Origin of the sequence: Streptosporangium sp. NPDC000509, assembly GCF_042898365.1 — a bacterium.
GTDB lineage: Bacteria > Actinomycetota > Actinomycetes > Streptosporangiales > Streptosporangiaceae > Streptosporangium.
Genome location: NZ_JBIAYX010000029.1, coordinates 64357 through 88314 on the forward strand (window position 1 = coordinate 64357; position 23958 = coordinate 88314).

The window sequence follows — 23958 nt, forward strand, 5'->3', positions numbered from 1 at the left end:
GGCGGTGGTGGGAGCACACATGGGGTCGCCGGGAAAGACGGGCGAGGCGCCCGTTGAGATCTGTATCGGGAGAATGGGACCATGAGGTATGGCATCACTTCTTCACCGGGACAGAGAATTGACTGTCTTCCGGGAGGCCATTGACGGGCTCCGGTCAGGAAGGCCGGTCGTCGCGTCGATCCTCGGGGAGAACGGGATGGGCAAGAGCTCCCTGCTCGGCGCCGTCACCGAAATGCTTCCCCAGCGCAGCAGGGTGTTACGGGCCCGCTGCCATCCCAGCGAGAGTCATTTCGCCTACGGCATGGTGAGGCAGCTCTTCGACCCGGTGCTCTCCTCGGGGGAGCGGACCCGCAAGCAGTTCGACCGGGCCTCCGACGGCGACGGTCCCGCCACCCACGACCTGCTGCTCAACCTGTTCCACATCACCCGCGAACTCGTCGCGGACCACCCCGTGGTGATCGCGATCGACGACCTGGCCTTCGCCGACACCCCCTCGCTGAGATGGTTCTCCTACATCGCGCGCCGCCTGGACGACCTGCCGGTGATGATGGTCGCCACGCTGCCGGGCAGCACCCCGGCCGCGCTCGGCGCGGACCTGGGCAATCTGCCGTACGCCCGGTCCGTGCAGCTCAGACCGTTCTGCGCCACCTGCACGGCCGACTTCGTCGCGGAGGCGATGGGCGCGCCGCCCGACGTGGAGCTGGCCGCGCTCTGCCACACGCTGTCGCAGGGGAACCCGCTGGTGCTGCGCGAGCTGACCGGCCGGATGCGGCAGGCGAGGGTGAGCCCCGGCGAGCCCGACATCGACCAGGTGCTGGAGATCGGTACGGCGGCCCTGTCCGACACCGTGCTCGAATGGCTGAACGACCACGACCCGGTGGTCTCCGAACTGCTCACCCAGCTCGCCGTGATGGGACCCGACACCGACACCACCGTGGCGGCGATCCTGCTGAGCCAGGGCGAGCCGCAGATCCGCCAGGCCCGCCGGGCCCTCGTCCAGGCGGGACTCATCTCGGAGGGGCCGCCCGTACGGTTCCGCAACCCCCTCGTCCGCGCCGCCGTACTGTCGCGCGTCGACAACCAGACCAGGCTCGGCCTGCACGAACGCGGGGCCACGCTGCTCGACAGGCTGGGCGCGCCGGCCGCGCAGACCGCCGAGCACCTGATGCTCACCGACTCCGACTGGGGAATCCCGGTACTGCGCAGGGCGGCCACCGAGGCGGTCGCGGCCCGCCGCTACGACGACGCGACCCGATACCTGCGCCGCGCGCTGGCCTGCACCGACGACTCCGCCACCATCCATGAGCTGACCTTGCAACTCGGCATGGTCGAGCTGCGCCACGACCTGGACGCCTGCGTCCGGCACGCCGAGGCGCTGGCCACCACCGCGCCGGATCCCGCCCGGCGGGCCAGGTCGCTGCTGAACCTGGCCAGCCCCGCGCTCGCCGCAGGCACGGTGGGCGTCAGGCCGTTCGTCACCGCGGCCCACGAACTGGCGACGATGGCGGACCCGCCCAGGGAGCCGCTGCTGCGGCTCACCGCGCAGGGAGTGCTGTCGGGATACCGCGCGGGGTTGCGCAGGTCGCTGCGGATGGCCGCGGCGGGCACGCCGGACGCGGCGGCGAAGGAGTTCTCCGGGGCGCTCGCGGCGATGGTCGCGGCGGGCGGGCGATACCCGGACACCGCCAGGCGGCTGGCGACGCGAGCCACCAGAGACCGATCCCCCAGGGACCGGCCGGTCGGCACCGGCCTGGTGGGCGCCGCGCTCGCGTTCGGCTGGACGGGCCGGCCGGAGGACGCGCTGGACGTGTGCACCAGGATCCTGCGGGACGCCCGCACCTGGGACCAGCCGGACCTGCACACGCTCGGGCTGCTGCTGCGCTCGGACGTCGACTACCGCAGGGGCGAGTCCGCCGACAGCCTGCGGGACGCGCTCGACGCGCGGGAGGGGGCCGAACTGATCGGCGCGCGGGTGCTGGCCACGGCGGCCCGCGCCTGCGGCGCGCGGGCCCTGATCCGGATGGAGCGGGTGGACGACGCCGAGGCACTGGTACGTGAGATGCCGATCCCCGCCGACGCCCACCCCCTGGTCAAGAGCATGGTCCTGGAGGTGCAGGGGCTGATCGCGGCGGCGGCGGACGACCACGCCACCGCGCTCGGCCTCTTCCTCGACTGCGGGCACCGGCTCTCCGCCCGGGGCATCACCAACCCCGCCTGCCTGCCCTGGCGCGCGCACGCCGCTCGGGCGTACACCGCGCTGGGCGAGCACTCGGCGGCCCGTACGATCGCCGCCGGCGAGCCGGGGAACCGGGACCACACGCCGGAGGCCCGCCCTTCGCACGCCAGGATCGTGCTCACCCCCGCCGAGCAGCGGGTCGTCGAGCTGGTACGGCAGGGCATGAGCAGCATGGAGGTCGCCGAGCGGCTCTGCCTGAGCAAGCGCACCATCGACACCCACCTGGGCCGCATCTACCGCAAGCTGGGCATCCGAGGACGGCACCAGCTGGCCACCGCCCTCGACCTCTGACCGGCTCCCGCTCGGTCTCCGTCCCTTCGACTCGTTTCGATTCGCCGAGTCGCCTCGCGCACGGCCGCCACCCGGTCGATCTCCGGTCGGCCTCCGGTTCGGCGGCTGTGCCGGTCGGCCGTCCTCCGGTCAGCGTGGCGCCACCGGTTCGACAGCCCTGCCGATGCCCAGCCTCGGCTCGGTGACCAGGTAGAGCCCGGACGCGTCGCCGGGGCCGCCGAGGTCCGCGCTCCGGTCGCCGTTCTGCCCCGCGACCAGCTCGCCGGCGAGCACCATCGCGTCCAGCGGGGCCGCGCCGCCGACGCGGGTGGCGTCGTCCAGGTCGGTCAGGCCGGAGGTGATCGAGGCGAAGGCGCCGTCGGAGGGAGCCGGGGCGTCGCCGCCGCGCTTTCTCATCAGCTCCGGGTACTGCCCCCTGGCCAGGCGCTGGGCCAGCCAGAAGTAGCTGTTCTTGCCCCGGTACTGCTCGTAGAACCCGGCGACCATGGAGAACATCCGGCCGTAGGCGTTGCGGTAGTGGGACTCGTGGAACGCCAGCGCCTCGCGCTCGGTGACCTCCCCCGCGTGGGCGGACAGGATGCTCGCGGCGGCGAGCATGCCGCTGTACATGGCCAGGTGCACGCCGGTGGAGAGCAGCGGGTCGAGGAAGCAGGCGGAGTCGCCCGCGAGGAAGTAGCCGGGCCCGCAGAAGCTGTCGGCCGAGTAGGAGAAGTCCCGCTCGACGCGAATCTCACCTTCGAGGTGACCGTCCGCCACCAGCTCCGCCACCGTCTGCGATTCCGCGACCAGGGCGAGGAACATCGCGTGCTGCGAGGGGAACTCGGGCCTGCGGGCGAGGAACTGGTCCCGGTGGGTGACGAAGCCCACGCTGTAGACGTCACCGCTGAGCGGGATGACCCAGTACCAGCCGTTGGGGGAGGAGATCACGTTGATGCCGCCCCGGGGAGTGCGGGGCAGCAGCGTGCCGCCCCGGTAGTAGCCCCAGATGGCGACGTTGCGGAAGACGTCGTGCGGCCGCCGGTTGCGGAAGTGCTGGGAGGAGAGCACACCGGCGCGGCCCGAGGCGTCCACCACGAACTCGGCGGGAGCCTCCAGGAGACGCCCGTCGTGCGTCCACTCCACGCCCACCGCGCGGTCTCCGTCGAAGCGGACCTTCTTCACCTGGGCGCCCTGGACCACCTCGACGCCCTCGTCGGCGGCGTGCCTGAGCAGGACGTCGTCGAAGTCGGCGCGGTCCACCTGCCAGGAGCGCACCTGGTCGCCGAAGAGGTCCGGCCAGTTGATCGCCCAGTCGCGCTCCGCGCCCCAGCGGAGCAGCAGCCCTTCCTTGACCTGGTAGCCGCGGGCCTCGATCTTCTCCCTGGCGCCGACGAGGTCGATGATGGCCCGGCAGGAAGAGGAGATCGACTCGCCGATGTGATATCTGGGGAAGAAATCCCGTTCCAGCAGGCGGACCCGGGCGCCCGCCCGAGCCAGCAGCGCCGACGAGATCGCTCCAGCAGGGCCTCCGCCTATCACCGTCACGTCAGGCGCCATGAAATGCCTTTCCCCTGCGAGAATTGCCAACTTCAGAATCATCGCAAGGGTGAGGGAAACTTGTTAATACGTATTTATGCTCATCATGATACGCATTTTCTGACTGTTGGCGCGGAAAGCTCGGCTTGACACGTGCTCACGCCCCTGACCTGCGGCGACGAGTGGCCTTTATGTGACGTGCGCTTTTGGTCGTCAGTAATTCCCGCCGGTGAGGCCGAAGACCCCGCCCAGGGGGTCGGCGAACAGGCCGGAATCCAGCCGGCGAGCCCCGGCGGCGAGCGCCGCCGCGACGGTGATTCCGGTGATTCCCGTGCCCCCAGAGCCTTCGGCGTTCCCTGAGGCCGTCTCCGTCGTGGTGCTTCCGCTGTTTCCGGTGCCCTGGCCGGTTTCGCCGTCTCCGGCGTTCCCGGTGGACACCTCCGCCGCGCTGCCCTCGTCGCTTCCGGAGCCCCCGGAGCTTTCGGTGTTCTCGGCGTCCCCGATACCGAAGAACGGCACCCAGCCGGTCCTGGACGAGGAGCGGATCACCGCGGGCACGTCACCGTACAGGCCCCGGTAGAACTCCTCCGCCGAGTCGGGACGGGCGGTGTGCAGCTCGCAGGCGCACAGGGCGCCGGGCTCGTCCACCAGGACCACGCCCTCGTCCCTGCCACCCTCCCAGAAGCCGACCGCCGCGCCGGACGGGTCGACGGCCAGGCAGAGGCGGCCGTCCTCGCCCGCCGGTACGGGACCCATCACGACACGGCCGCCCAGGCGTCCGACCTCCGTCCGGGTGTGGTCGAGGTCCTTGGACGCCAGGTAGACGTTCCACGACGAGCCGGGCGTCATGCCCATCGGGCTGGGGCCGAGGCCACCGATGATCTCCCCTCGCAACGTGATCAGGTGGTATCCGCGGTCGTTCTCCCTGGTGAACTCCCAGCCGAACAGGCCGCCGTAGAACTGTTTCGCGCCGGTCAGGTCGACGGTGATGTGGTCGACCCAGCAAGGTGTTCCCGGGCCGTACGCGGTCCGCCGGGGCATGGCGTCTCCTGGAGCATGTCGTCGATGAGTGTCGCGGCCTCCTCCGCGCCGCCGAACTCCGGCATGAGCAGCCGGTAGCGGGGCGCGTCGGCCAGGTCCGAGGTGTTCGGCGGCCAGACGTGTGGCTGGAAGGCCCAGGGCGCCAGCTCGCAGCGGTCACCGTCCTCCTGGCAGATCCTGACCAGGGTGGGTGGGGCGAGCCTTGCGGTGACGGGGACGATCGGGCCGAGTAGTTCCGGGCGGACCAGAACGGATTCCCCGGCCGGTGTGGGCTCGGCCCGCCGCCAGGTGCCGGGGTCGGTCTCCGGGCCGAACAGGCCGCCGGTCCTCGCCGACTCCAGGGCGCTGCCGCGCAGGTCGAGCGGTACGTGGAAGGGGAGCGTCTGGCCGGTGGCCCGGTCGACCACGAGGAGCTGTCCCGACACCGGCCGCCAGGACCGCCTGGCCAGCGCGGTCGCCACGGCGGCACCGGGTGAGCAGGCGGTGCCGATCAGCGCGACCGTCGAGTCGCCCTTGGCCATGACGATGGCGCGCATCACCAGGAAAAGATGGTCGAGCACGGCGAACGGGGGGAGAGGGGGTGGCATCGTGCTCCATCCGCGGAACACGCGACGCTGCAGCAACATCCCGTCGGGACGGTAGACCAGCAGCTCCCCGTCCGACGACTTGCCGGTGAGAAGCTTCACGACCAGCTGTGGTTCGCCGCTCTCCACGAGGTGAGGGCCGAACAGGAATGCCAGGTCGCCTAGGTTGAGCTCGGTGAGAACCATGACGGTCATGCCGAAGAAACTCAATAGCAGGGGCAACTAACCCCCCTTACGGGTGTCTAACTGTAAACGCTCGTACAACAGCCTCAAACCCGATCTACTCTCTCAGATAATGTCAGTCCCGCAAATACCGCTTTTGCCGACATTTCTGGCTGCTCCAACAGGGGAAGGTGCCCCGAGTTAGGGATTGTCCGAATATGACATTCGGGGACCATCTGTCGCAGCGTCTTCGCATTGGCCACGAAGGTGGGCATGTCCGAGTCACCGATGATAACCATGGTGGCGGCCCTGATCCGGGTCAAATCCTCAGGAGGATGCCGGTGCGCGCTGAGCGCGGCCATCGCCCCCGTGTCCAGCTCGGCCCAGGAGTGTCCGCCGATCACCGCCCGCAGTCGCGCCCGCAGCTCGGGGTGCGCCTCGGTGCCCCGGAAGATGTCGGGAGGAGAGCTCATCCACAGCTCGGCCATCTGTTCCCGTCCGCCGCCCGCCCTGCGCACCATCATGAGCTCCATGTAGCGCCGCCGGGCGGCCGGGTCGGGCGGCGCGCCGCCGAGCGTCGGCGCCGCGAGCACCAAGCGCCGCACCACCTCCGGCGCCTCCAGGGCCATCTGCAGCGCGACGCCGGAACCGAAGGAGAGTCCCACGACCCGCTCCGCTCCCTCGGCCTCGGCTATTTCGGTCAGCCTTAACGCCAGCGACGGCAGGGTCACACCCGGCTGCAACGGTTCGGAGCCACCGTGGCCGGGAAGGTCCACGCCGATGTGCCGCCAGCCGGGCAGCAGCTTCCACAACGGTTTCCACAGCGTGAGGTCCATGGTGTAGCCGTGCACCCACAGCACCGCGGGACCCGTTCCCGAGCTGACGACCCGCAGCCCGTTCACGCCGGCTCCCCGAAGGTCGCGCAGAACTCCCGGTAGGCCAGCACCGCGACGTCCCTGCTGTCGAAGCGGGGCACCGCCCGCGGGTTCAGCCGCTCCCAGATCACCGCGTCCTCCTCCAGCGCGCGTTCGCTGCCGTGGATGAGCAGCGGCAACTCCCCGCGCTGCTCGGGGCGGACCCCGATCGCCACCCGCGCCACGCACCCGCCCCTCTCGTACGGCACGGCGGCGGTGACGATCACCTGCTCCCACCCCGGCGGCCCGAACCGGGTGACGACCACGCCGGGACTGTAGGCGCGGGCCAGGAACCCGGCCCGGGTGACCTGCTGCCCCGAGCTGCTCCCCGGCTTCGCCCCCATGACGAACTCGCCCTCGATGACGAGCTCGCCCTCGTCCCCGTCCCGATGCGCCATCCCGCGCAGCCTCGGCACCTTGTGCACCTCGGTGAAGTGGTCGACGTCAAAGGCGTTCTCCACGACCAGCGCGGGATCGGCGGCGAGCGGCCTGGTCACGGCCGCCGTGAGCGGGTGGGTCGCCTCCAGCTCCTTGAGCGCCCTGGTGAGTCCCCGGTCGTCGTCAGGGCCGTCCGAGAGGCGGACGAACACGGCCTCACCGGAGACGATCACGTGGTGCTCGCGTACCGACAGCCGTCCGGCCGCGTCGCCCAGCGCGATCCTGCGGCCGTGGAACGGGCAGACCAGGCAGCCGCCGGAGAGCCGTCCCCCGTAGCCGAGATGCGCGCCCCGGTGCGGGCAGTCGGCGTCGAAGACGCGGAGCCCCGTCTCGGTCCGCACCGCCACCAGCCGCCGGGTGCCGATCTCCAGGGGAGTCACCTCGGCTTCCAGCTCCGAGGTGAAGGCGGGCAGGTACCAGCCGGAGTGCGGTGCCGCCGAGTGCGCCCGGGGCGCTGCCGACCGTTCTGGATACCGCGAATTTTCCGGGCGTGACGCCGCCGACCGCGCTGGATGTCGTGAATTTTCCCGATGCGGTGTCATGGACCGCGCCGGCTGTCGTCGATCTTCCGAATGTGATGACATCAGCCCATCGCCTCCAGGAGCCGGTCGGCGGCGATCACCCCGCTGGCGATCGCCCCCTGAACCCACGGCAGGCGCGTCCCCGAGACCGTGGCCTCGCCCGCGAAGAAAAGCGTGTCCGCGACCGGTTCGGCCCAGATCACCGGAGCCCACTCGGCGCCCACCAGCGGCGCGGTGAACGCCCCCCGGCTCCACGGGTCGGACCCCCAGTCGGCGACCTCGGTGTCCAGCACCTCGGCCCGTGCGGCCCAGGGCAGGGCCACGGACAGCAGGGTCGCGAGGCCGGAGCCGGCGGCCGCGGCGCGCACGTGGGCCGCCGCCGCGTCCCTGGCCACGACCAACGCCTCGGGACGTCCCTCGCGGCAGCTCACGAAACCGCCGATCCCGTCCGCGTCGAACACCGACGCCGTCTCCGGCGCGGGCACGGACAGGGTCGCGACGACGCAGCAGCCGTCCCCGCCGACGAGGGCGCGCGCGGCCTCGACCTTGGGCTCCGGCAGATCCTTGACGGTGAGCGTGCCGTGGGTCACGACCGAGGGCGGCACGGTCACCACCACCCGCTCCGCCTCCACGACGCCGGCCGGCGTCTGCGCGGTGACCCGCCCCGGCGACCAGCCGAGCACCTGGACGGGGCAGTCCGTACGCACGTCGAGCCCCGCGGCCAGCCGCCTCGGCAGCAGGTCGAACCCGCCCGAGACCACGAACTCCCCCCGCCCCGCGGTGTCCCCCCGATGGGCCTCGGCCACGCCCCGGGCACTGAGCCGCTCCGGATCGGTGGCCCAGATCTGACGGAACCACTCGCTCGCCACCGGGTACGGCCCGCCCCTGTCCACGAGCCAGTCGTTCACCGACTCACCGATCCCGGCGCCCTCGGCGTTCAGTCTCGCCTCCAGCGCCCACGGCGGCTGCGGCGTGCGGGCCAGCGCCCCCATAGGACGGCCCACCCGCCCGCTCACCACCCGCGCCGCGGTCGGCCGCGGCGCCGTCTCGGTGTCCACGATCCCGTGGACGGGGTTCAGGTCTCCGTGGACGACCTGCGCGCCCAGCTCCAGCGAGGGGCCGCCGTCCGCGGGGCGAAACGTCCGTATCCGCCCGCCCACCCGTGACCTCGCCTCGACCACCGCCGTACGTACCCCGGCCTCGGCCAGCCGGGTGGCGCAGGTCAGCCCGCTCACCCCGGCGCCGATCACGAGCACCTCAGTACGCATCCCCGCCTCCCGGGTCCACCGGAAGGGAGCGCAAGGAGCCCGGGGTCACCATGGGGGCGTCCAGGGCGTCCGGGTCCGCCATGAGAGAGGTGAGGTTGCCCGGGGCCGCCGCAAGGGAAGCCGGATCGCCCAGGTTCACCGGGAGGGAGCGCAGCCGCCGGGGGATGAGGGTGGCGGCCCAGGCCGGCTTCTCGTCGGCGAGTGACGCGGCCGGGAACCGCCCGGCCAGCCGGGCGAGCAGCACCGCCCCCGTCTGCCGGACGAGCTGCGCCGCCAGACAGAAGTGCGGCCCCCCGCCGAAGGCGAGGTGCGGGTTGGGCGTCCGGTCGAGCAGCAGTTCCCCCGGTCTGTCGAAAACGGCCGGGTCCCGGTTGGCGGCGGCGACGACCGCGAGCACCCTCGCCCCCCGGGGCACCTCACCGCCGGGCAGTGTCACGTTCTCGACCGCGACCCTCGCTGTGAAGGGGATCGGCGCTTCCAACCTCAGCAACTCGTCCATCGCCGTACGCGCGGACTCGTCCCCGCCCTCGCGCAGCGCGGCGAGCGCCTGCGGCCGGGGGAGCAGCCAGTACAGCGCGTTGCCGATCGCCTCGGCGAGCGGCTGCCACCCGCCCACCACGGCGAGCCCGAGCACCCCGAGCATCTCCGCCCGGGTGAGCCGGTCGTCGGCGGCGAACCGGGTCAGCGGGCTGGGCGCGGCGCTCGCGCGACGCTCGTCCAGGAACCGGCTCAGCTCCGACATGGCCGACCTGCCCAGCGTCGCCACCTGCGGCCCGGCGAGCGGATCCAGGTTGATCGAGGCCGCCTGGGCGAGCTGCTCGAAGACCTTCCTGTCGCTCTCCGCGAGTCCGAACAGCCGCAGGAAGACCGAGGTGGACAGCGGGCTCCCGATCTGCCTGACCGCGTCGACCACGGTCTCGCCCGCGAGCCGTTCGAGAAGGTCGTCCACGTCGGAGGCGATCCCCCCGGCCACCGACGCGATCGCCGCGGGGCCGAGCAGCAGCAGTCCCGGCGCGCGCAGCCGCGTGTGGTCGGGCGGGTCCGTGGTGAGCATCGACGGCGGCAACTCCTCGCCGCGCGCCCGCCCCTGCTGCCCGGCGCTCGCCGAGAACCGCCGGTCACGCAGTACGGCGGCGCAGTCGGCGTGCCCGGTCACCAGCCACAGCCGCGACATCACGTCGTGGTGGACGGGGGCACGGGAACGCAGCCAGTCGTAGGCCGGATAGGGATCGGCCCGTCCCGCGGGGGAGAAGGGATGGGGGAGGTGGGCGGGGAGACGGATCTGAGTGCCTGCCGTCACGCGTCGGTTCCCTTGCTGTCGCTTGCCTGATCAGCCGCTTTCCCGATCGACGGCCCGTCTGGTCAACGGCCTGCCCGGTCAAGCGCCTGGACGGGATCCCCCACCTGGACGAGCCGCCGCCTGGATGGGATCACTCACCTGGTCGAACCACCTTGTCTGGACGAATCACCTGCCTTGACGGGATCACCCGCCGGGACGCGTCCCCCACCTGAACGCGTCCTCACCTGAACGGATCAATCTGGACGGATCACCGCACGCGCGCGGTGCGCCAGCCGAACGTCAACGCGGTGAGCAGCAGGCCGCCGGCCGCCCACAGCCCCAGAACGAGCGCGATGCGGCCGAGCTCCCAGCTGCCCGCCGGCTCCACGACCGTGAAACTGTCCGGCAGGAACACCGAACGGAACCCCTGCGCCATCCACTTCACCGGGAACAGCGCGGCCGTGTTCTGCATCCACGCGGGAAGCTGGTGGAAGGGGTAGAAGACCCCGGAGATGAACTGCAGCACCATGAACACCGGCGTCACGATCGCCGCGGCCGAGCGGCTGTTCGGGATCGCCGCGCTGTAGGCGATCCCGGTGAGCGCGCAGGTGACGGTGCCCAGCGTCAGCACCCAGGCGAGGGTGAACCAGCGCTGCGCGGTGCTGGGCAGCGGCAGCCCGAACGCGGTCACCGCGATGCCCAGCAGCAGCACCATCTCCACCACGGTGGTCACCACGACCTTCACCAGCTTGCCGATGAAGTAGGCGGCCTTGGGCATCGGCGTCATCGCGAGCCTGCTGATAAGACCGGTGTCCCGCTCGATCGCGATGTTGATGGCGAGCCCGGAGAAGGCGGTGCTCATCACGCCGGCGGCGACGATGCCCGCCATGAAGACCTGCCGGAAGTCGGTCTCGGTGCCCTGCACCTTGCCGGTGAAGATCGCACCGAACACCACCAGCAGGATCACCGGGAAGAACAGGGTGAAGACGAGCGACTGCCTGTTGCGGAAGAACGACTTCAGCTCGACCGACGACCGGGCGGCACTGGCCCGCCACAGGTCGGCCAGCAGACCGCGACCGGGCGCGTGGACGGATTCCATGACGCTCACGTGTTCTCCTCCGGCTGCTCGCGATGCCGGTCGATGAGGTTGAGGTAGATCTCTTCCAGGGTGAGCCGGTGCACGGTCAGCTCGGGCAGCTCCGTCCCCGCCCAGGCACCCAGCAGGCTCACCAACTGGGTCGGCTCCGAGGTCAGAACGGTGACCGGGTCGCCCGCGCCCGTCGGCCCCGGTTCGAGCACCGCATCCCGGGGAAGGTCGGGAAGCTCCCGGCCGGCGAGTGACTCCGAACGCCGGAACGACACGGTGGCCGGGGTCGTCGCCCGCCCGCCCAGCTCGGCCGGCGGCCCGCAGGCCACCAGGCGTCCGCCCGCGATGATCCCCACCCGGGTGGCGAGCGTCTCGGCCTCGTCCAGATAGTGGGTCGTCAGCACCGTCGTGCAGCCGCGCCCGGAGAAGAAGCGCACCAGATCCCACGCCTCGCGGCGGGCGACCGGGTCGAGCCCGGTGGTCGGCTCGTCAAGGAAGATCAACTCAGGGTCGCCGATCACGCCGACCGCCACGTCCAGGCGGCGCTGCTGGCCGCCGGAGAGTTCCGTGGTCTTCTTCTTCTCGTACGTTCCCAGGCCGACCATGTCGAGCACCTGCGTGGGCGGCAGCGGCCTGGGGTACATGGCGGCGAAATGCCGCACCACCTCACCCACGGTGAGATCGGGGTAGGAGCCGGTGGACTGGCCGACCACCCCGATACGCGCCCGCCATTCCCGACGGTCCCTGGCCGGATCCTGGCCGAGGACCTGTACGTCTCCACCGCTCCGCCGCCGTACTCCCGTGAGGATTTCCACGGTCGTGGTCTTCCCCGCGCCGTTCGGCCCGAGCAAGGCGAACACCTCGCCGGGGTGCACCCGCAGGCTCAGATCGGTGAGCACCGTGTGCTCTCCGTAGCGCTTGTTCAGGCCGGTGACGGCGACCGGATCTTTTTCCGCGGCGGCGGAAGCCATCGACTTATTCCTCCGATGGAGACGTTGACGGGAACGGCATGGCGATTTTAAAAACGGCGCCGGAAATTATGCCGGAATTGCGCCGGGAATCAGGTGCAGCAGCAGCAGGGGCAGCAGCAGTAGTAGCAGGCGGCCGCGTCGGCGGCGCCGGCCGCGATGTCGGACAGGTCCCCCTCACTGAGCTCGGCGGCGTCGACCACCGGCGTCTCAGGGATGTGGAACTCGAACTGCCCGGTCGCCAGACCCACCTCCCACAGCCCCACCTGGACGTCCAGGTTGCCCTCCTCGTGCCCCTCGGGGATGTGCCGCACGATGACGATCTCGGCGCCCTCCGGAACGACCAGCCCGGACTCGGCCAGCGCGGAACGCGGGTCGGCGTTCAGCCGGGCCGCGTACTCCTCGTCCGACCAGGCGGTGATGAGCGTACGGGTGTAGGCGTTGATGAACTCCGCGCGCTCCTGCGGTTCGAGAGCCATGCGATTCTCCCTCTCGGGTGTTTGCCGCTGCTTTCTGCGTCGGCAACTGAAATGGACTGTCGCATGCTCTGCGGCGCTTACCAAGACTTAACTTGTGTGCCATTCATGTAAGTATTGATACCTTCTTCTGTGCGGTGTTACATTAGCAGCATCCCACAGTACGGATGGAATCATCAACAATACTCAATACGTATATCCGGCACCCGTGAATACGTAATGCGGATACTTAAGCACGTTGAACGGAGGCGTCGGTGACCACCACAGGCACGCGGTTTCCCCCCGGCCCGGCCGGCCCCGTGGACATGGGACGCATGCGCAGCGACCCGCTGGGGTTCGTGACCGGCCTGGCCCGCCGGTACGGCGACGTCACCGCCCACCACGCGAACGGCGAGACCGTCCTCATGGCGCACCGCCCCGATCTCGCCCGGCACATCCTCAAGGACAACGTCGGTAACTACACGAAGAAGAACACGCCGGACGACCACATGCTGCGCCCGCTGCTCGGAAACGGCCTGCTCACCAGCACCGGCGCGGAATGGTCACGTCAGCGCAAGCTGTGCGCCCCCGCCTTCCGCCGAGGCGCGGTCGCCTCCTTCGACGAGATCATCACCGACGAGACCGCCGCCCTGCTGGACCGCTGGCGCGGCCCCGCCGAGACCGGCGCCCCCCAGCCGATCGACCACCAGCTCACCTCGCTCACCCTGTCGATCTTGACCCGCGCGGTGCTCGACGTGGACCTCGGCGGGACGGGCGACGGGTTCGGCCGGGCGGTGGACGACGTCAACCGCTTCATCGGCCACTACGTACCCGACCCCGACCCCGATCCCGCCGACACCGTCCGCAGGCAGCGGGGTTACGTACGCGCCCGCGCCCTCCTCGACATGATCACGCGTACCGTGATCGCGGCCCGCCGCGCCTCTCCCCAGGACCCCCAGGCCGTCGGCACCCTGCTCGACGCCATGCTCGGCTCCCTGTCCGACACCGACCTGCGCGACCAGGTGCTGACCCTGATCATGGCGGGCCACGAGACCACCGCCAAGGCCCTGACCTGGACCCTCTACCTCCTGGACCGCCACCCCGAGGAGGCGGAACGGATCCGCGCCGAGGTCGACCACGTGCTGGGCGGCCGCCGGCCCACGGCCGCGGACCTGCTCGACCTGCCGCTGTGCGGCCGGGCCGTGCAGGAGGCGATGCGCCTGTACCCGCCGGTCTGGCTGATCTCCCGCCGCGCGACCGGTCACGACGAGCTCGACGGCCATCCGGTGGCGCCCGGCACGCTGGTGTGCGTCAGCCAGTGGGTGCTGCACCGCGATCCTCGCTACTGGGACCACCCGGATGCGTACGTACCCGACCGCTTCGACGGCGCCGACCTGCCGAGCCACCTGTACCTGCCGTTCGGCGGCGGCGAGCGCGTCTGCATCGGCCGGCACCTGGCGCTCACCGAGGCGACGCTGGTCCTCGCGATGCTGGCCCAGTCGGTACGGCTCACGCTGGAACCCGGCTTCCCGGTGGAGCCCGAGGCGCTGGTGACGCTACGGCCGAAGCACGGCATGCGCATGACCGTGAGCCCCCGATGACCGCCCCGGCCGCCTCGGCGCCGAACGCCGGTTCGTACAACCCCGCCGCCACCACGGCGGGTGGGATGGCAGGAGAGCTGGCGCGGTTGGAGGCCCAGGCGGCGCTCTCGTTCGACGAGGAGCTGAGCCTGCTGCGCGAGCTGGGCCTGACCGCGTCGAACGGCCCGCTCGTCGAGGTCGGCGCGGGCTCTGGCGCGATCACCAGGCGGCTGAGCCAGGCCATGCCCGACCTGTCGCTCGTCGCCGTGGACATCGACCCCGAGCTGCTCGTCCACGCCGAGGGCGCCGGTGCCGAACTCGTCGTCGCCGATGCCGCCGACCTGCCGCTGGAAACGGCGAGCGCGGGATACGTACTCCTCAGGTACGTCCTTCAGCATCTTTCCGACCCCGCACCCGCCCTCGCGGAGGCTCGCAGGATCCTCCGCCCCGGTGGCCGGATCCTGGTCACCGAGGTGGACGCCTCCTGCTGGGGCCTGGCGGACCCGACCTATCCGGAGCTGGCCGGGATCCACGCCAAGATGGCGGCGACCCAGCAGGCCGCCGGTGGCGACCGTACGATCGGCCGCCGTCTCACCCGCCTGTTACGTGACACCGGCTTCACGGAGGTCGCCCTTCGCCCGTTCGCCACGACCAACGACACCCGACCGACGGATGACTTCGCCCCCCACCTCGGCCCGGGACGGCTGCAGCCGCTTCTCGCGGCCGGTGTGCTGTCGCTTCGAGAGTTCGCCCTCGCCGCCGACCGCTGGAACCGGTTCCGCGCAGACCCCAACGCCTGGGTGATGCTCCTCGGGTTCACCGCAGCCGGTACCGCCCCCGACGCGCCCGCAGACGGCCGTCGCCCCACCGAAGGAATCCAGTGAGCACCAACGTCAAGATCTTCATCACCATTTTCTGCTACATCAGCGGCGTGATGGGCCTCGTCACCGCCGTCTTCCAGGCGAGCAGCACCCCCGCCAACACTCCGGGAGCGATAGGCGCCGGGGTGATCGGCGGCATCTTCCTGGTGGCCGGCATCGCCCTGAGCCGCAAACCCCGTTACTAGGAAGGTCTGACAGCTCGGCAGGGCTCGCTAGGGTGCTGCCGGAGCATGAGGCATGCGACGGCGGCGTCCGCAGAGCAGCGCCCGCAGAGCAGCGGTCGGCGAGCCGGTCGAAGCGGGTCGCGACGGCCCGCCGCCGCTTGAGCCTGCCGAAAGCGGCGTTCCACCTGGCCGTGCGGCGTGTCCGGATCGGCGGATGCCGGAGCCCAAGAGGCTGGTCGACGGCCCGCACGTCATTCGATGGGGGAGTCCGCTCCTTCATCGAATGACCTCGGCGCCGTGGACGTGGGGGCGCAGCCGTGGGTCACGAAGTAGATCTCGGCGGAGATCGACCCGCTCGGGGCGGAGAGGTCGTGGAAGTCACGGGTCACGGCCGTGCCGAAGGTGCCCGGGTACGCCTCGAGGATGGCCGCGTTGACCCTGGAGGCGAGCTGAACGCCGCCCCTGGCACCGTCGTCGGAGCCGAAGGTGAGAAGCATGCCGACGCGCCGCCCGGCGAGTCTGTCCCGGTGCCTGCGTAACTCCTGGCGTACCTGTGCGGCCAGTACACCGTCACCGGCGCCGGGGGTGACCCGGAACGAGAGCGTGACCGGTTTCGCCCGCACGCCTCCGACGAGGCCGGTGCAGGGTGACGGCGAAGGGCCGGGCCGGGCGGGACTCTTCTCTTCGGATTCCTTCTTGCCCGGCTTCTTCTCCTCCTTGGGATCTTCGGTCCGGAGCTCTCCTCCCGACGTCTCCCCCGAGGTCTCCTCCGAGGGCTTCTCGGCGGAAGGCCCTTCCGCCGGTGGCTCTTCGCTCGGAGGCCGGGCCGAGTCGGGCGGGGACTGGAAGGGGTCCGGTTGGAACCGGGTGCCGTCCGTCATGAGGTCGGCGGGTGAGGGGGGCGGCGCCTGCGCGCCCAGCATGATGATCGTGAGTCCGAGCAGCAGGTCGGCGAAGAGCCAACCGGCCAACAGGGTCGTGGTGGAGGTTCTTCGGCGGGTGGTCATCGCGAGGTTCGGACTTTCCGCTGCGAGTCCGGCTCGTCGTCGCCGCTGTCGTCCGTTCCGCCGCTGTCGTCCGTTCCATCGGTGGCGGTGGCGGTGGCGGTGGCGATGTCGGTGTCGATCGGGGAGGTGTGTGTTCGGGCGACGGCGGACCAGCTCTCCAGGGCCTCCCGGATCTCCGTACCGGCGCCCTCGAAGGTCCGGTGAAGCTCCCTGGCCGTACCCGCGATGGTGTCGGTGACCCGTGCGCCGAGCTGGTCGACCGCCTTCTCCGTCGAGGAGCCGACGGAATCGATCGAGATGGCCGCGCGGTCGACGGCGTGGCCGATACCCGCCGTCACACCGACCAGCTCGTTGATCCGGAGATCCAGAGCGGAGACGCTGCCCTGGACCGACGTGATGGATCGTACGAGTTCCTCGTTGAACGCCTGGCGCATGTCGAGGGCGGTCCGGGAGACGGTCGTCGACAACCGGTTCCCGACGTCGGTGACGGCCTGACCGGCCGTGGATCCCGCGGTGTCGATCACGGCCGAGAAGCGGGCCACCGCCGCGGCGAGGTCGTCACAGGTGCTGTTGACGGCTGCCAGGTGCCCGCCCAGGTGCTCGACGGCGTCGCGCACGTCGATCGCGCTACCGGCCAGTGCGTCCGTGGTCTTACGGGTGGCCTCCAGGGTGAGGGTGAGCGCCTCGACCAGTTCGGTGTGCACCTTGCGCGCCGTGGTTCCGACGAAGCCGATGTCGGCCGCCGCCTTGCTGAGTTCGGCGCCGAACCGCTCCGGTGCGGAGAGGCGGACCTGTCCGAGCACCAGGCTCGCCCCGGTCAGCGCCCCGCGGAGCCGGACGCGGAGGGCACGCAGCTCCCGCTCCGAGGCGTCCTCCCTGGTGTTCCGCGTGACGTTCTCGAACACGGTCCAGCAGATAAGGCAGAAGATGGCCGCGAGGGTACAGAGCGCGATGTTGTCGAATTTGAAGAATCCGGGCAACCGGCCGCCGAAGCCCTGCTGCCACATCTCCAGGAAGGGGCGCCGGGCCGCCTCCAGGCCACCGGCCGCGAGGAGGTCGCCGTAGGCGCCGGTCGCCATCATCAGGCCGAGCCAGGTGATGAAGATCGGTACGAAGACGAGGGCGGGGCCGACGGCGCCGCCGAGCCCACGTCGCCATCCCGGCCTCCTCGGCGAGGACGTGGTCTCCGCCGGTTCCCCGTCCACCAGGATGGTGTCGTCGGGGGAGAAGGCGGCGAACAGGTCGACCTCACACCAGTGCCCGGCCCTGTCGGGATCGGCGACCGCGTCCGCGAGATCACGTAGCTGGTCCTGACGGGCCGCCAGGTGGGGGTGATCGGCAAGCTCGCGTAGCTCGCAGGCGGGGTCCAGATCCGTCACGGACAACCGACATCCTCTCCTGATGGCGTTGAGTGCCTTCTCGGTAATCCGGATGGACCGATTCACGCCTCCGGGAGAGTGATCATTTTGGCATACGGCGCGCATGTCGGCGGAAGAAATGGTTCGTCCTACAGGAGAGCACGCCGGACCGACGGCGTGCTCTCCTCCGGACGCGGACGGCGCCGTGCGATGGACACCGAGCGCGGGCGTGGAGAACTCGATTCGCGGTACCGGGTGAAAGGGGGGTGACCGGACCGAGGAACCCGGATCGAGGAACGGAGCTCACGCTTGAATGTGGAGACGGATCTGGACGACGCGGAGGTGATCAAGCGCGCCCGGCGTGATCCCGCCGCGTTCTCGGTGCTGTTCGACCGGCACGCCCCCCGCCCTGCACCGCTATGTGACGCGGCGCCTGGGAGACTCGGTGGCCGACGACATCGTCTCCGAGACGTTCCTCACCGCTTTGCGGCGGCTCGGGCGCTACGACACCGAGTGCTGTCGCTCTACCTCGGCCGGGAGGAGTACATGCCGCCCAAGCTGGAGGCCGCGATCTTCCGCGCCCTCGCCAGGATCCCGGGAGTCCGGGTGGACCTCGGTGTACGCGACGCGGTGGGCAGGTCGGGCGTGGGCATCGCCTACGAGTCCGGCTCTCCAGGCTCCGGCACGCAGCGGGACGAGAACGGCGAGGTCGTCGAACGCTCCTACATCGTCCTCGACAGCACGACCTACAACCACCTCGGCTCGCGGACGGAATACCTGCGGGACTACCTCATCAACGGCGAGGTGGCCTTCTCGAAGGGGAGCGTCTTCGCGACCGCCGAGGTCGCGGCGGGAGTCGTCGACGAACCCGGACAGATCCCTTAGGAAATCGGGAGCCACCGGATGTCGTCCACGAGATGCCACGGCCCCGCGACCGGTCGATCACCGGGCGGTCGGCGTTGGCCCCGCTGGCCGGAACCTCAGTAGGCGTCGCGGCGCAGCGTGAACCAGAAGGTCGGCACCGAGTTGGTGCCCGGTGTGACGTCGAGTACTTCCCAGCCGGTGAACCTGGCGCGGAGCTCGTCGGCTGTGACGCCCGCCGCCCACGACGTGACCTCGGGGATCGGATTACCGAGCGGCTCGGGGCCGTACCCGAACATCAGCAACCGTGCTCCGGGAGCGGCGCGGTGGGTGAGCCCGGCGGCGTAGGCGTCGCGGCGGTGCAGCGGGATCCCGCAGTAGCAGCTCAGGTCGAAGAACAGGTCGAAGGGGCCCGGCACGTCCAGCTCGTCGAGACGGGTGGCGTCTCCGTGCAGCAGCCGTACCGCCACCGCCGCCTCCGCGGCCTTCTTCCTGGCCTGGTCGACGGCGCGGTCGATCAGGTCGACGGCCGCCACCTCCCAGCCGTGCCGTGCGAGGTAGACGGCGTTGGTCCCCGTGCCGCAGCCGAGTTCGAGGGCGCGGCCGGGTGGCAGCGCGCCGTGCCCCTCTACCAGGGCGACCAGCTCGGGCGGCGTCACGCCGGTGTCCCACGGTGGCCTGCCGGTGCGGTAATAGCGCTCCAGCGCGCGGTGGACGGACTCCTCCTCCGGGTCTCGCCGCGTCGAGGCCGGGTCCGTTTCCGTCGCCCGGGGGGTGCTGTGCTGGTCCATCGTCTCCTCCAAGAATTTAGAGTTGAACTCTAGTGACGTACTCTAGAGATATACTCGCAATATGGACAGAGTCAAGCGACCGGATCAGCGGGCCGAGCGCTCACGCCGCACTCGTGAAAAGGTCATCGAGGCGGCTCGCGAGCTGTTCGTCGCGCAGGGTTACGGGGCGACGAGCCTGCAGGAGGTCGCGGACCGGGCGGGCGTGGCCGTCCAGACGGTCTACTTCGTCTTCCACAACAAGCGCACCCTGTTCAAGGAGGTCGTCGACACATCCATAGCCGGGGACACCGAGCCGGTCGCCACCATGGATCGCGAGTGGTTTCGCGCCGCGTGCGCCGAACCCACCGCGGCCGGGCAATTGCGCGCGCACGTCCACGGCACCGGCGAGATCCTGGGCAGGGTCGCCCCGATCATGCCGCTGATCGCGGCCGCCGCGGCCACCGACCCCGAGATCGCCGCACAGTGGCCGGACGGCCCCGACCCGCGTTACACCGTGCAGCACGCAGCGGCCGAAGCCCTGGTCGGCAAGCCCGACGCCCGTCCCGGCCTCTCCGTCGAGATGGCGGCGGACCTGCTGTTCGGCCTGCTCAGCCCACAGCTCTACCTGATCTTCGTCCGCGACCGGAACTGGTCACCGGACACCTGGGAAGAGTGGGCACGCACCACCCTGACCTCCCAACTCTGCGCCGACCCCGGCTAAGCGGACGTGAGCAGCACGTCCGGCGGATCCCGCAGGGTCGACGCCTCAAAAGAGGAGGAGGCGCAGAGCGCGGCGGATCGCGGACGCCTACCTGGATACCGCCGAGCGGGCATTCAACCGCAAAGGGCTCCTACCGCTCATCGAGGATCGTCGGCCCTCATGGCGGCGGCAAACAAGGAAGAAGAAGGCGATATGCCGGTGCTAGCCTTCCGGGGTCGGCCGCGGGACTTCGGTGCGACTTCCGGGACCCGCCTTTGAAGCGATGATTCGCAGCTCGTGCCCCCATTCCCCGGCCGACCCCGTACACACCCCCGGAGGCGGAGATCGAGACCAGTGCGGATCTGATCGCCGCCGAGGACGTCCTGCTGTTCGTGAACGCGGCGATCACCGCCACCGGCCAGCGGGAGTTCCACTCGGGCGCGGAGGAGCAGGGTCTCTCGCTGGACTTCCTGCACGACTACCTGCTGGGAAACTACCGCGACCTGTACGCGGCCACCCTCGCCCTGGACGTCAACGACCACAACGCCGTACTGATCGCGAGAAACCTGCTGGTCACGGCGGGGGAGGCGGACCTGGAGCAGCGTCGGGCCGAGGGGCGTCTGATCGCCCGGAGGCTCGCCCTGCTGCCACCGCCTCGGGTGTACGGGCTGTTTCTGGCGCTGCGCCGCGCCAGGGTGAACAACCGGCGCACCAGGGCGATCATGCGGGAGTGGCTGGCCGCCCGTCCGGATCTCGCGTTCGACGCGGTGAAGTACCGGGGTGCCGTCAAGAGCGCCGTCCGTCACGCTCACCTGAGCCCTGACGGGGAGCTGGGGCCGTTCCTGTTCGCGCCGCACCGGCAGGCCGCCTACACCACACCGATCCTGGAGACCTGGCGGCGGGCCCACTACGAGCAGGCGGCGCTGTACGAGCTGCCCTACACGGTCGCGGAGGGGTTCGCGGCGAAGCATCGCGTCGCCCGCGCCACCTTCCTGGAGCGCATCGCGCCCAGGCTCACCCGGCTGGAGCGACTGCGCCTGCAGGAGTCGGCGCACGCCCTGAAGGTCGACGCGGTGCGTGCCGATCTCACCACGATGCCGCTGACCCGGCTGGCGTCGTACGTGCTCGCCCTCTCGGTAGAGGATCGCGTGCGCCGCCGCGCGGAGTTGACGGCGGCGCTGCGTGCGGCCGCCCGCCGGGCCGCGGGCGGCGAGGCCGGGAGCTGGGGCGCGACGGTCGCCGTCCTCGACGACAGCTTCTCCGCGTACGGCTCGGGGCAGAAGCGCCGTCGCCCGCTCGCCGTCGCGCTCGCCTGCCACTTCCTGCTGGAGGCGCTGTCCGCCGAGTACACGCCGCTGTGGCTGTCGGGCCGTACGGACGCGCTGCTCGTCAATCCGTACGGGGCGACACCGCTCGGCGAGCGCATCCTCGACGGCCTCGAACGCGGCCCCGGACGCCTCGTCATCGTCTCCGACGGATGGGACAACTCGCCGCCGGGGCTCGCGGGAGAGGTGCTGCGGATCTGGCGCACCCGGCTCGACCCGGACCACGCCTGCGCCGTCGTACACCTCAACCCGGTGTACGACGCCGCCGACTTCGATGTACGGCGGCTGGCGCCCACCGTCCCGACCGCCGGGATCCGTGACGCCGAGAACCTGGTCGCCCTGGTGGAGCTGGCCCGGTTCGCGGAGGGGCGCACCGGGATCGGCGAGCTGCGCGCCCATCTGGCGCGCCGCGTCGAGCGGTTCCTGCGGGAGGACGCGTGAGGTCGTGAGCGGTTCCCGCAGGAGGACGCGTGACGGAACCTGACCGCCCGGTGTGCGTCGTCGAGCGGTTCCCGCAGGAGGACATGTGACGGATCTCGCCCTCACCGGGCTCACCAGCCGCCCCGCGCAGGCGTGGGGTGGCGTACGGCTCGTCCCGCTGGTCAGGGAGGAGCCGATCGAGGACCTGCGGCTCGACGCACGCCTCTATGACGCGGAACTCGGCGTCGTCGAGGTGGGCCCGCGGACCGAGTACTTCTCCTACATCCCGCACGGGTTCGTGGCGACCTGGACGGACGACGGCACCCCCGCCTCGGCGTACGGAACGCAGCTTCGGGGACCACGGGAGCGTGACCGCCCGCCCGGCCGGATGCCGCTGCGCTTCCACCGCCGGATGGCCCGCAGAACCGACAGGAACCGGCTGCGCTTCCTGCCCCTGCACCTGGCGCTCGAAGGGTATCTGGCGCTGCACTTCGGCGGGCCGGAGATCGTGTGGGAGGAGTGGTCGCACCGCGCGATCAGCCGCGGGCTCTCGCCTCGCGTCGAGGAGGCGTACACGGGCGCGCAGGTCAGCGGCCTGGAGGACGCCCTTCGCGTCTTCGAGATCCACCGAGGCCAGTGCGGCGTCCTCGTCTACGTCGCGGACGCGCTCGCCGCCGCGTTCGTGGTGCCGCACCCCGACGACTACCGCGCCCTGCACACCACCCTCGTCCACGACCTGTACGGCGAGCTGATCTACCACTACGCGCTGCTCAGCGGCCCGGTGGCCGACTTCCGCGCCCGCATCGAGGACGCGACGGTGCACTCGCTCGCCGACCTGCGCGCGGGGGCCCGCAGGCAGCAGCAGGAGTGGGCGGCCTTCCACGACCGGGTCATGGCGGGCGCGCTGCTGGGCACGGACTACACCTACCAGCGCGTCTACCAGATGGGCGGGTATCGCCTGTCACGATTCCTGCCGCCCTTCGAACGCCGGCGTGAGAACCACATCGGCGAGCTCATCACCGACGGCGCCGGCCGACTCGCGTACCTCAAGACGTTCCGCCTGTCGGAGAACCAGGTCCGGCGCGGTCACCTGCTGACCAGCCTCGCCGCCGCGGGCTGGAGCGTGGCCGACACCGCCGTCTCGCTCGGCGTGACCGAGCACGAACTCGGCCTGCGCGTCGAGGCCGCGGGCTTCGGCCACCTCCTCCGCCAGGACGTCCTCGACCACTACCGCGCCCAGGCCCGCCGCGCCCGCCCCTGACCGTGATCGAGGCCGGCACGGCACCTCAGGAGAACGCGTACTCGATCGGCCGGTCAGCGTGGTGAGCCGATCGATGAATCCGCGCTGTTCGACCGCGCGTTCCCCTACCTGATCGACGCCTCAGCGACACCCTGGAAACTTATAGGTTGTCGAAATCGCACCTGAATAGTTCTAATTGCCTAGGTTCTCTTCAAATCGATGGAGGAATTTTCGCATGGCAGGACACGAGGGATCCACCACGTCGCGTCACAACCGCCTCACCCGACGTTTATCGGCGGTAGCACTTTCCTTGACGCTCGGCGGACTCGCCTCACTGGCATGGGCACCGCCGGCATCGGCCGCGAGCCAGTCGATCCCGGGTGTCATCGGGACCGTGACTCCAACCCTCTCCCAACTCTGCACAAGCTCAACCATGCAGTACGGGTCTTTGTACTATACCGAATCGGAAATCCCGGGTCGGGAAATCGGCGGCTCCTACTCTGCGGGAAGGGGCAAATGCCTGCAAAAAAATCCGATCACCAGCAAGTCCAGGTTCCGCAGCTTCCACGTTTGCAACAGCAACGGTGTCTGCGGCCCGGAGATCTATCTCTAGAGTTCTGGGTCGGGAATTCTGAGCTCACTTGGCCTGCTGATCGATCGCAGGCAGGCTCAGACACTCGGGCAGGTACTTGTACGGCGCCACCCGTGACACGCCCGGCAGTCGCCGAGCACGAGCCACCATCTCCGCGTCCATAGCGGGTGGTCGGCCGAGGCGCTGTCCGCGGGCCCGGGCGGCAAGATTTCCTGGCCCATCCTGACAGCCTCATCGCCTCCCGAGGGGCAGGCCGGTGAGCATCACCATGGGCCCGGCCTCAGCTCAAACACCGGACCCG

At 70.5% G+C, this 23958-nt stretch carries 21 protein-coding genes; 8 read left to right on the plus strand and 13 right to left on the minus strand.

The window, feature by feature from the left end; all coding sequences use genetic code 11:
* Positions 1-88: 88 nt before the first annotated feature.
* Positions 89-2527 carry an ATP-binding protein gene (locus tag ACFY3D_RS36955; protein ID WP_389988816.1) on the plus strand — a complete coding sequence of 813 codons (2439 nt, stop codon included), beginning with the start codon at positions 89-91 and terminating at the stop codon, positions 2525-2527.
* A gap of 129 nt (positions 2528-2656) precedes the next feature.
* Here ACFY3D_RS36955 and ACFY3D_RS36960 read toward each other — a convergent pair whose 3' ends face one another.
* From ACFY3D_RS36960 to ACFY3D_RS37005, 10 genes are all read right to left on the minus strand, one after another.
* Positions 2657-4063 (minus strand): NAD(P)/FAD-dependent oxidoreductase, encoded by a 1407-nt coding sequence (locus tag ACFY3D_RS36960; protein ID WP_389988818.1) that lies wholly within the window; start codon positions 4061-4063, stop codon positions 2657-2659.
* Positions 4064-4255: 192 nt separating this feature from the next.
* On the minus strand, positions 4256-5083 hold the full coding sequence (locus ACFY3D_RS36965; protein ID WP_389988820.1) for a VOC family protein: 828 nt from the start codon (positions 5081-5083) through the stop codon (positions 4256-4258).
* Positions 5017-5862 carry a hypothetical protein gene (locus tag ACFY3D_RS36970; RefSeq protein ID WP_389988822.1) on the minus strand — a complete coding sequence of 282 codons (846 nt, stop codon included), beginning with the start codon at positions 5860-5862 and terminating at the stop codon, positions 5017-5019. The genes ACFY3D_RS36965 and ACFY3D_RS36970 overlap by 67 nt, the downstream gene beginning before the upstream one ends.
* Before the next feature lie 74 nt (positions 5863-5936).
* The gene (locus ACFY3D_RS36975) at positions 5937-6731 is read right to left on the minus strand and encodes an alpha/beta fold hydrolase (RefSeq protein ID WP_389771506.1); all 795 of its coding nucleotides are present in this window, start codon (positions 6729-6731) and stop codon (positions 5937-5939) included.
* Positions 6728-7765, minus strand: a complete 1038-nt coding sequence (locus ACFY3D_RS36980) for a Rieske 2Fe-2S domain-containing protein (protein ID WP_389988824.1) — start codon at positions 7763-7765, stop codon at positions 6728-6730. The genes ACFY3D_RS36975 and ACFY3D_RS36980 overlap by 4 nt, the downstream gene beginning before the upstream one ends.
* Entirely contained in the window at positions 7765-8970 is a 1206-nt protein-coding gene (locus tag ACFY3D_RS36985; protein WP_389988826.1) for a flavin monoamine oxidase family protein, read from the minus strand. The genes ACFY3D_RS36980 and ACFY3D_RS36985 overlap by 1 nt, the downstream gene beginning before the upstream one ends.
* Positions 8960-10270 (minus strand): cytochrome P450, encoded by a 1311-nt coding sequence (locus ACFY3D_RS36990; RefSeq protein WP_389988828.1) that lies wholly within the window; start codon positions 10268-10270, stop codon positions 8960-8962. Before ACFY3D_RS36990 ends, ACFY3D_RS36985 begins: the two co-directional genes overlap by 11 nt.
* A gap of 247 nt (positions 10271-10517) precedes the next feature.
* A complete protein-coding gene (locus ACFY3D_RS36995; RefSeq protein ID WP_389988907.1) occupies positions 10518-11348 on the minus strand; it encodes an ABC transporter permease in 831 nt (276 codons plus the stop codon).
* 5 nt (positions 11349-11353) lie between these two features.
* A complete protein-coding gene (locus ACFY3D_RS37000; protein ID WP_389988830.1) occupies positions 11354-12307 on the minus strand; it encodes an ABC transporter ATP-binding protein in 954 nt (317 codons plus the stop codon).
* 89 nt (positions 12308-12396) lie between these two features.
* Positions 12397-12783, minus strand: a complete 387-nt coding sequence (locus ACFY3D_RS37005; RefSeq protein ID WP_362901617.1) for a hypothetical protein — start codon at positions 12781-12783, stop codon at positions 12397-12399.
* A 251-nt stretch (positions 12784-13034) separates the two neighbouring features.
* Here ACFY3D_RS37005 and ACFY3D_RS37010 point away from each other — a divergent pair, with 251 nt between their 5' ends.
* From ACFY3D_RS37010 to ACFY3D_RS37020, 3 genes are read left to right on the plus strand one after another with little or no spacing between them, the layout of a single operon-like run.
* The gene (locus tag ACFY3D_RS37010) at positions 13035-14360 is read left to right on the plus strand and encodes a cytochrome P450 (RefSeq protein WP_389988834.1); all 1326 of its coding nucleotides are present in this window, start codon (positions 13035-13037) and stop codon (positions 14358-14360) included.
* A complete protein-coding gene (locus tag ACFY3D_RS37015; RefSeq protein WP_389988837.1) occupies positions 14357-15223 on the plus strand; it encodes a class I SAM-dependent methyltransferase in 867 nt (288 codons plus the stop codon). Before ACFY3D_RS37010 ends, ACFY3D_RS37015 begins: the two co-directional genes overlap by 4 nt.
* The gene (locus ACFY3D_RS37020; protein ID WP_350945024.1) at positions 15220-15405 is read left to right on the plus strand and encodes a hypothetical protein; all 186 of its coding nucleotides are present in this window, start codon (positions 15220-15222) and stop codon (positions 15403-15405) included. The genes ACFY3D_RS37015 and ACFY3D_RS37020 overlap by 4 nt, the downstream gene beginning before the upstream one ends.
* A gap of 230 nt (positions 15406-15635) precedes the next feature.
* Here the strand turns inward: ACFY3D_RS37020 and ACFY3D_RS37025 are convergent, their stop codons facing one another.
* Entirely contained in the window at positions 15636-16391 is a 756-nt protein-coding gene (locus ACFY3D_RS37025) for a hypothetical protein (protein ID WP_389988840.1), read from the minus strand.
* Positions 16388-17770: a hypothetical protein gene (locus ACFY3D_RS37030; protein WP_389988843.1), complete on the minus strand. Its 1383-nt coding sequence runs from the start codon at positions 17768-17770 to the stop codon at positions 16388-16390. Before ACFY3D_RS37030 ends, ACFY3D_RS37025 begins: the two co-directional genes overlap by 4 nt.
* A gap of 492 nt (positions 17771-18262) precedes the next feature.
* Here ACFY3D_RS37030 and ACFY3D_RS37035 point away from each other — a divergent pair, with 492 nt between their 5' ends.
* Positions 18263-18634, plus strand: coding sequence for a hypothetical protein (locus ACFY3D_RS37035; protein WP_389988846.1), 372 nt, complete (start codon positions 18263-18265; stop codon positions 18632-18634).
* A gap of 95 nt (positions 18635-18729) precedes the next feature.
* Here the strand turns inward: ACFY3D_RS37035 and ACFY3D_RS37040 are convergent, their stop codons facing one another.
* Positions 18730-19401, minus strand: a complete 672-nt coding sequence (locus ACFY3D_RS37040) for a class I SAM-dependent methyltransferase (protein ID WP_389988849.1) — start codon at positions 19399-19401, stop codon at positions 18730-18732.
* Positions 19402-19462: 61 nt separating this feature from the next.
* Here ACFY3D_RS37040 and ACFY3D_RS37045 point away from each other — a divergent pair, with 61 nt between their 5' ends.
* The 3 genes from ACFY3D_RS37045 to ACFY3D_RS37055 all read left to right on the plus strand — a co-directional run bounded on the left by ACFY3D_RS37045 (position 19463) and on the right by ACFY3D_RS37055 (position 23086).
* On the plus strand, positions 19463-20101 hold the full coding sequence (locus tag ACFY3D_RS37045) for a TetR/AcrR family transcriptional regulator (RefSeq protein WP_389988852.1): 639 nt from the start codon (positions 19463-19465) through the stop codon (positions 20099-20101).
* Between the two features lie 371 nt (positions 20102-20472).
* Positions 20473-21846, plus strand: a complete 1374-nt coding sequence (locus tag ACFY3D_RS37050; protein ID WP_389988855.1) for a hypothetical protein — start codon at positions 20473-20475, stop codon at positions 21844-21846.
* Positions 21847-21931: 85 nt separating this feature from the next.
* On the plus strand, positions 21932-23086 hold the full coding sequence (locus ACFY3D_RS37055; protein WP_389988858.1) for a hypothetical protein: 1155 nt from the start codon (positions 21932-21934) through the stop codon (positions 23084-23086).
* The last annotated feature ends 872 nt before the right edge of the window (positions 23087-23958 follow it).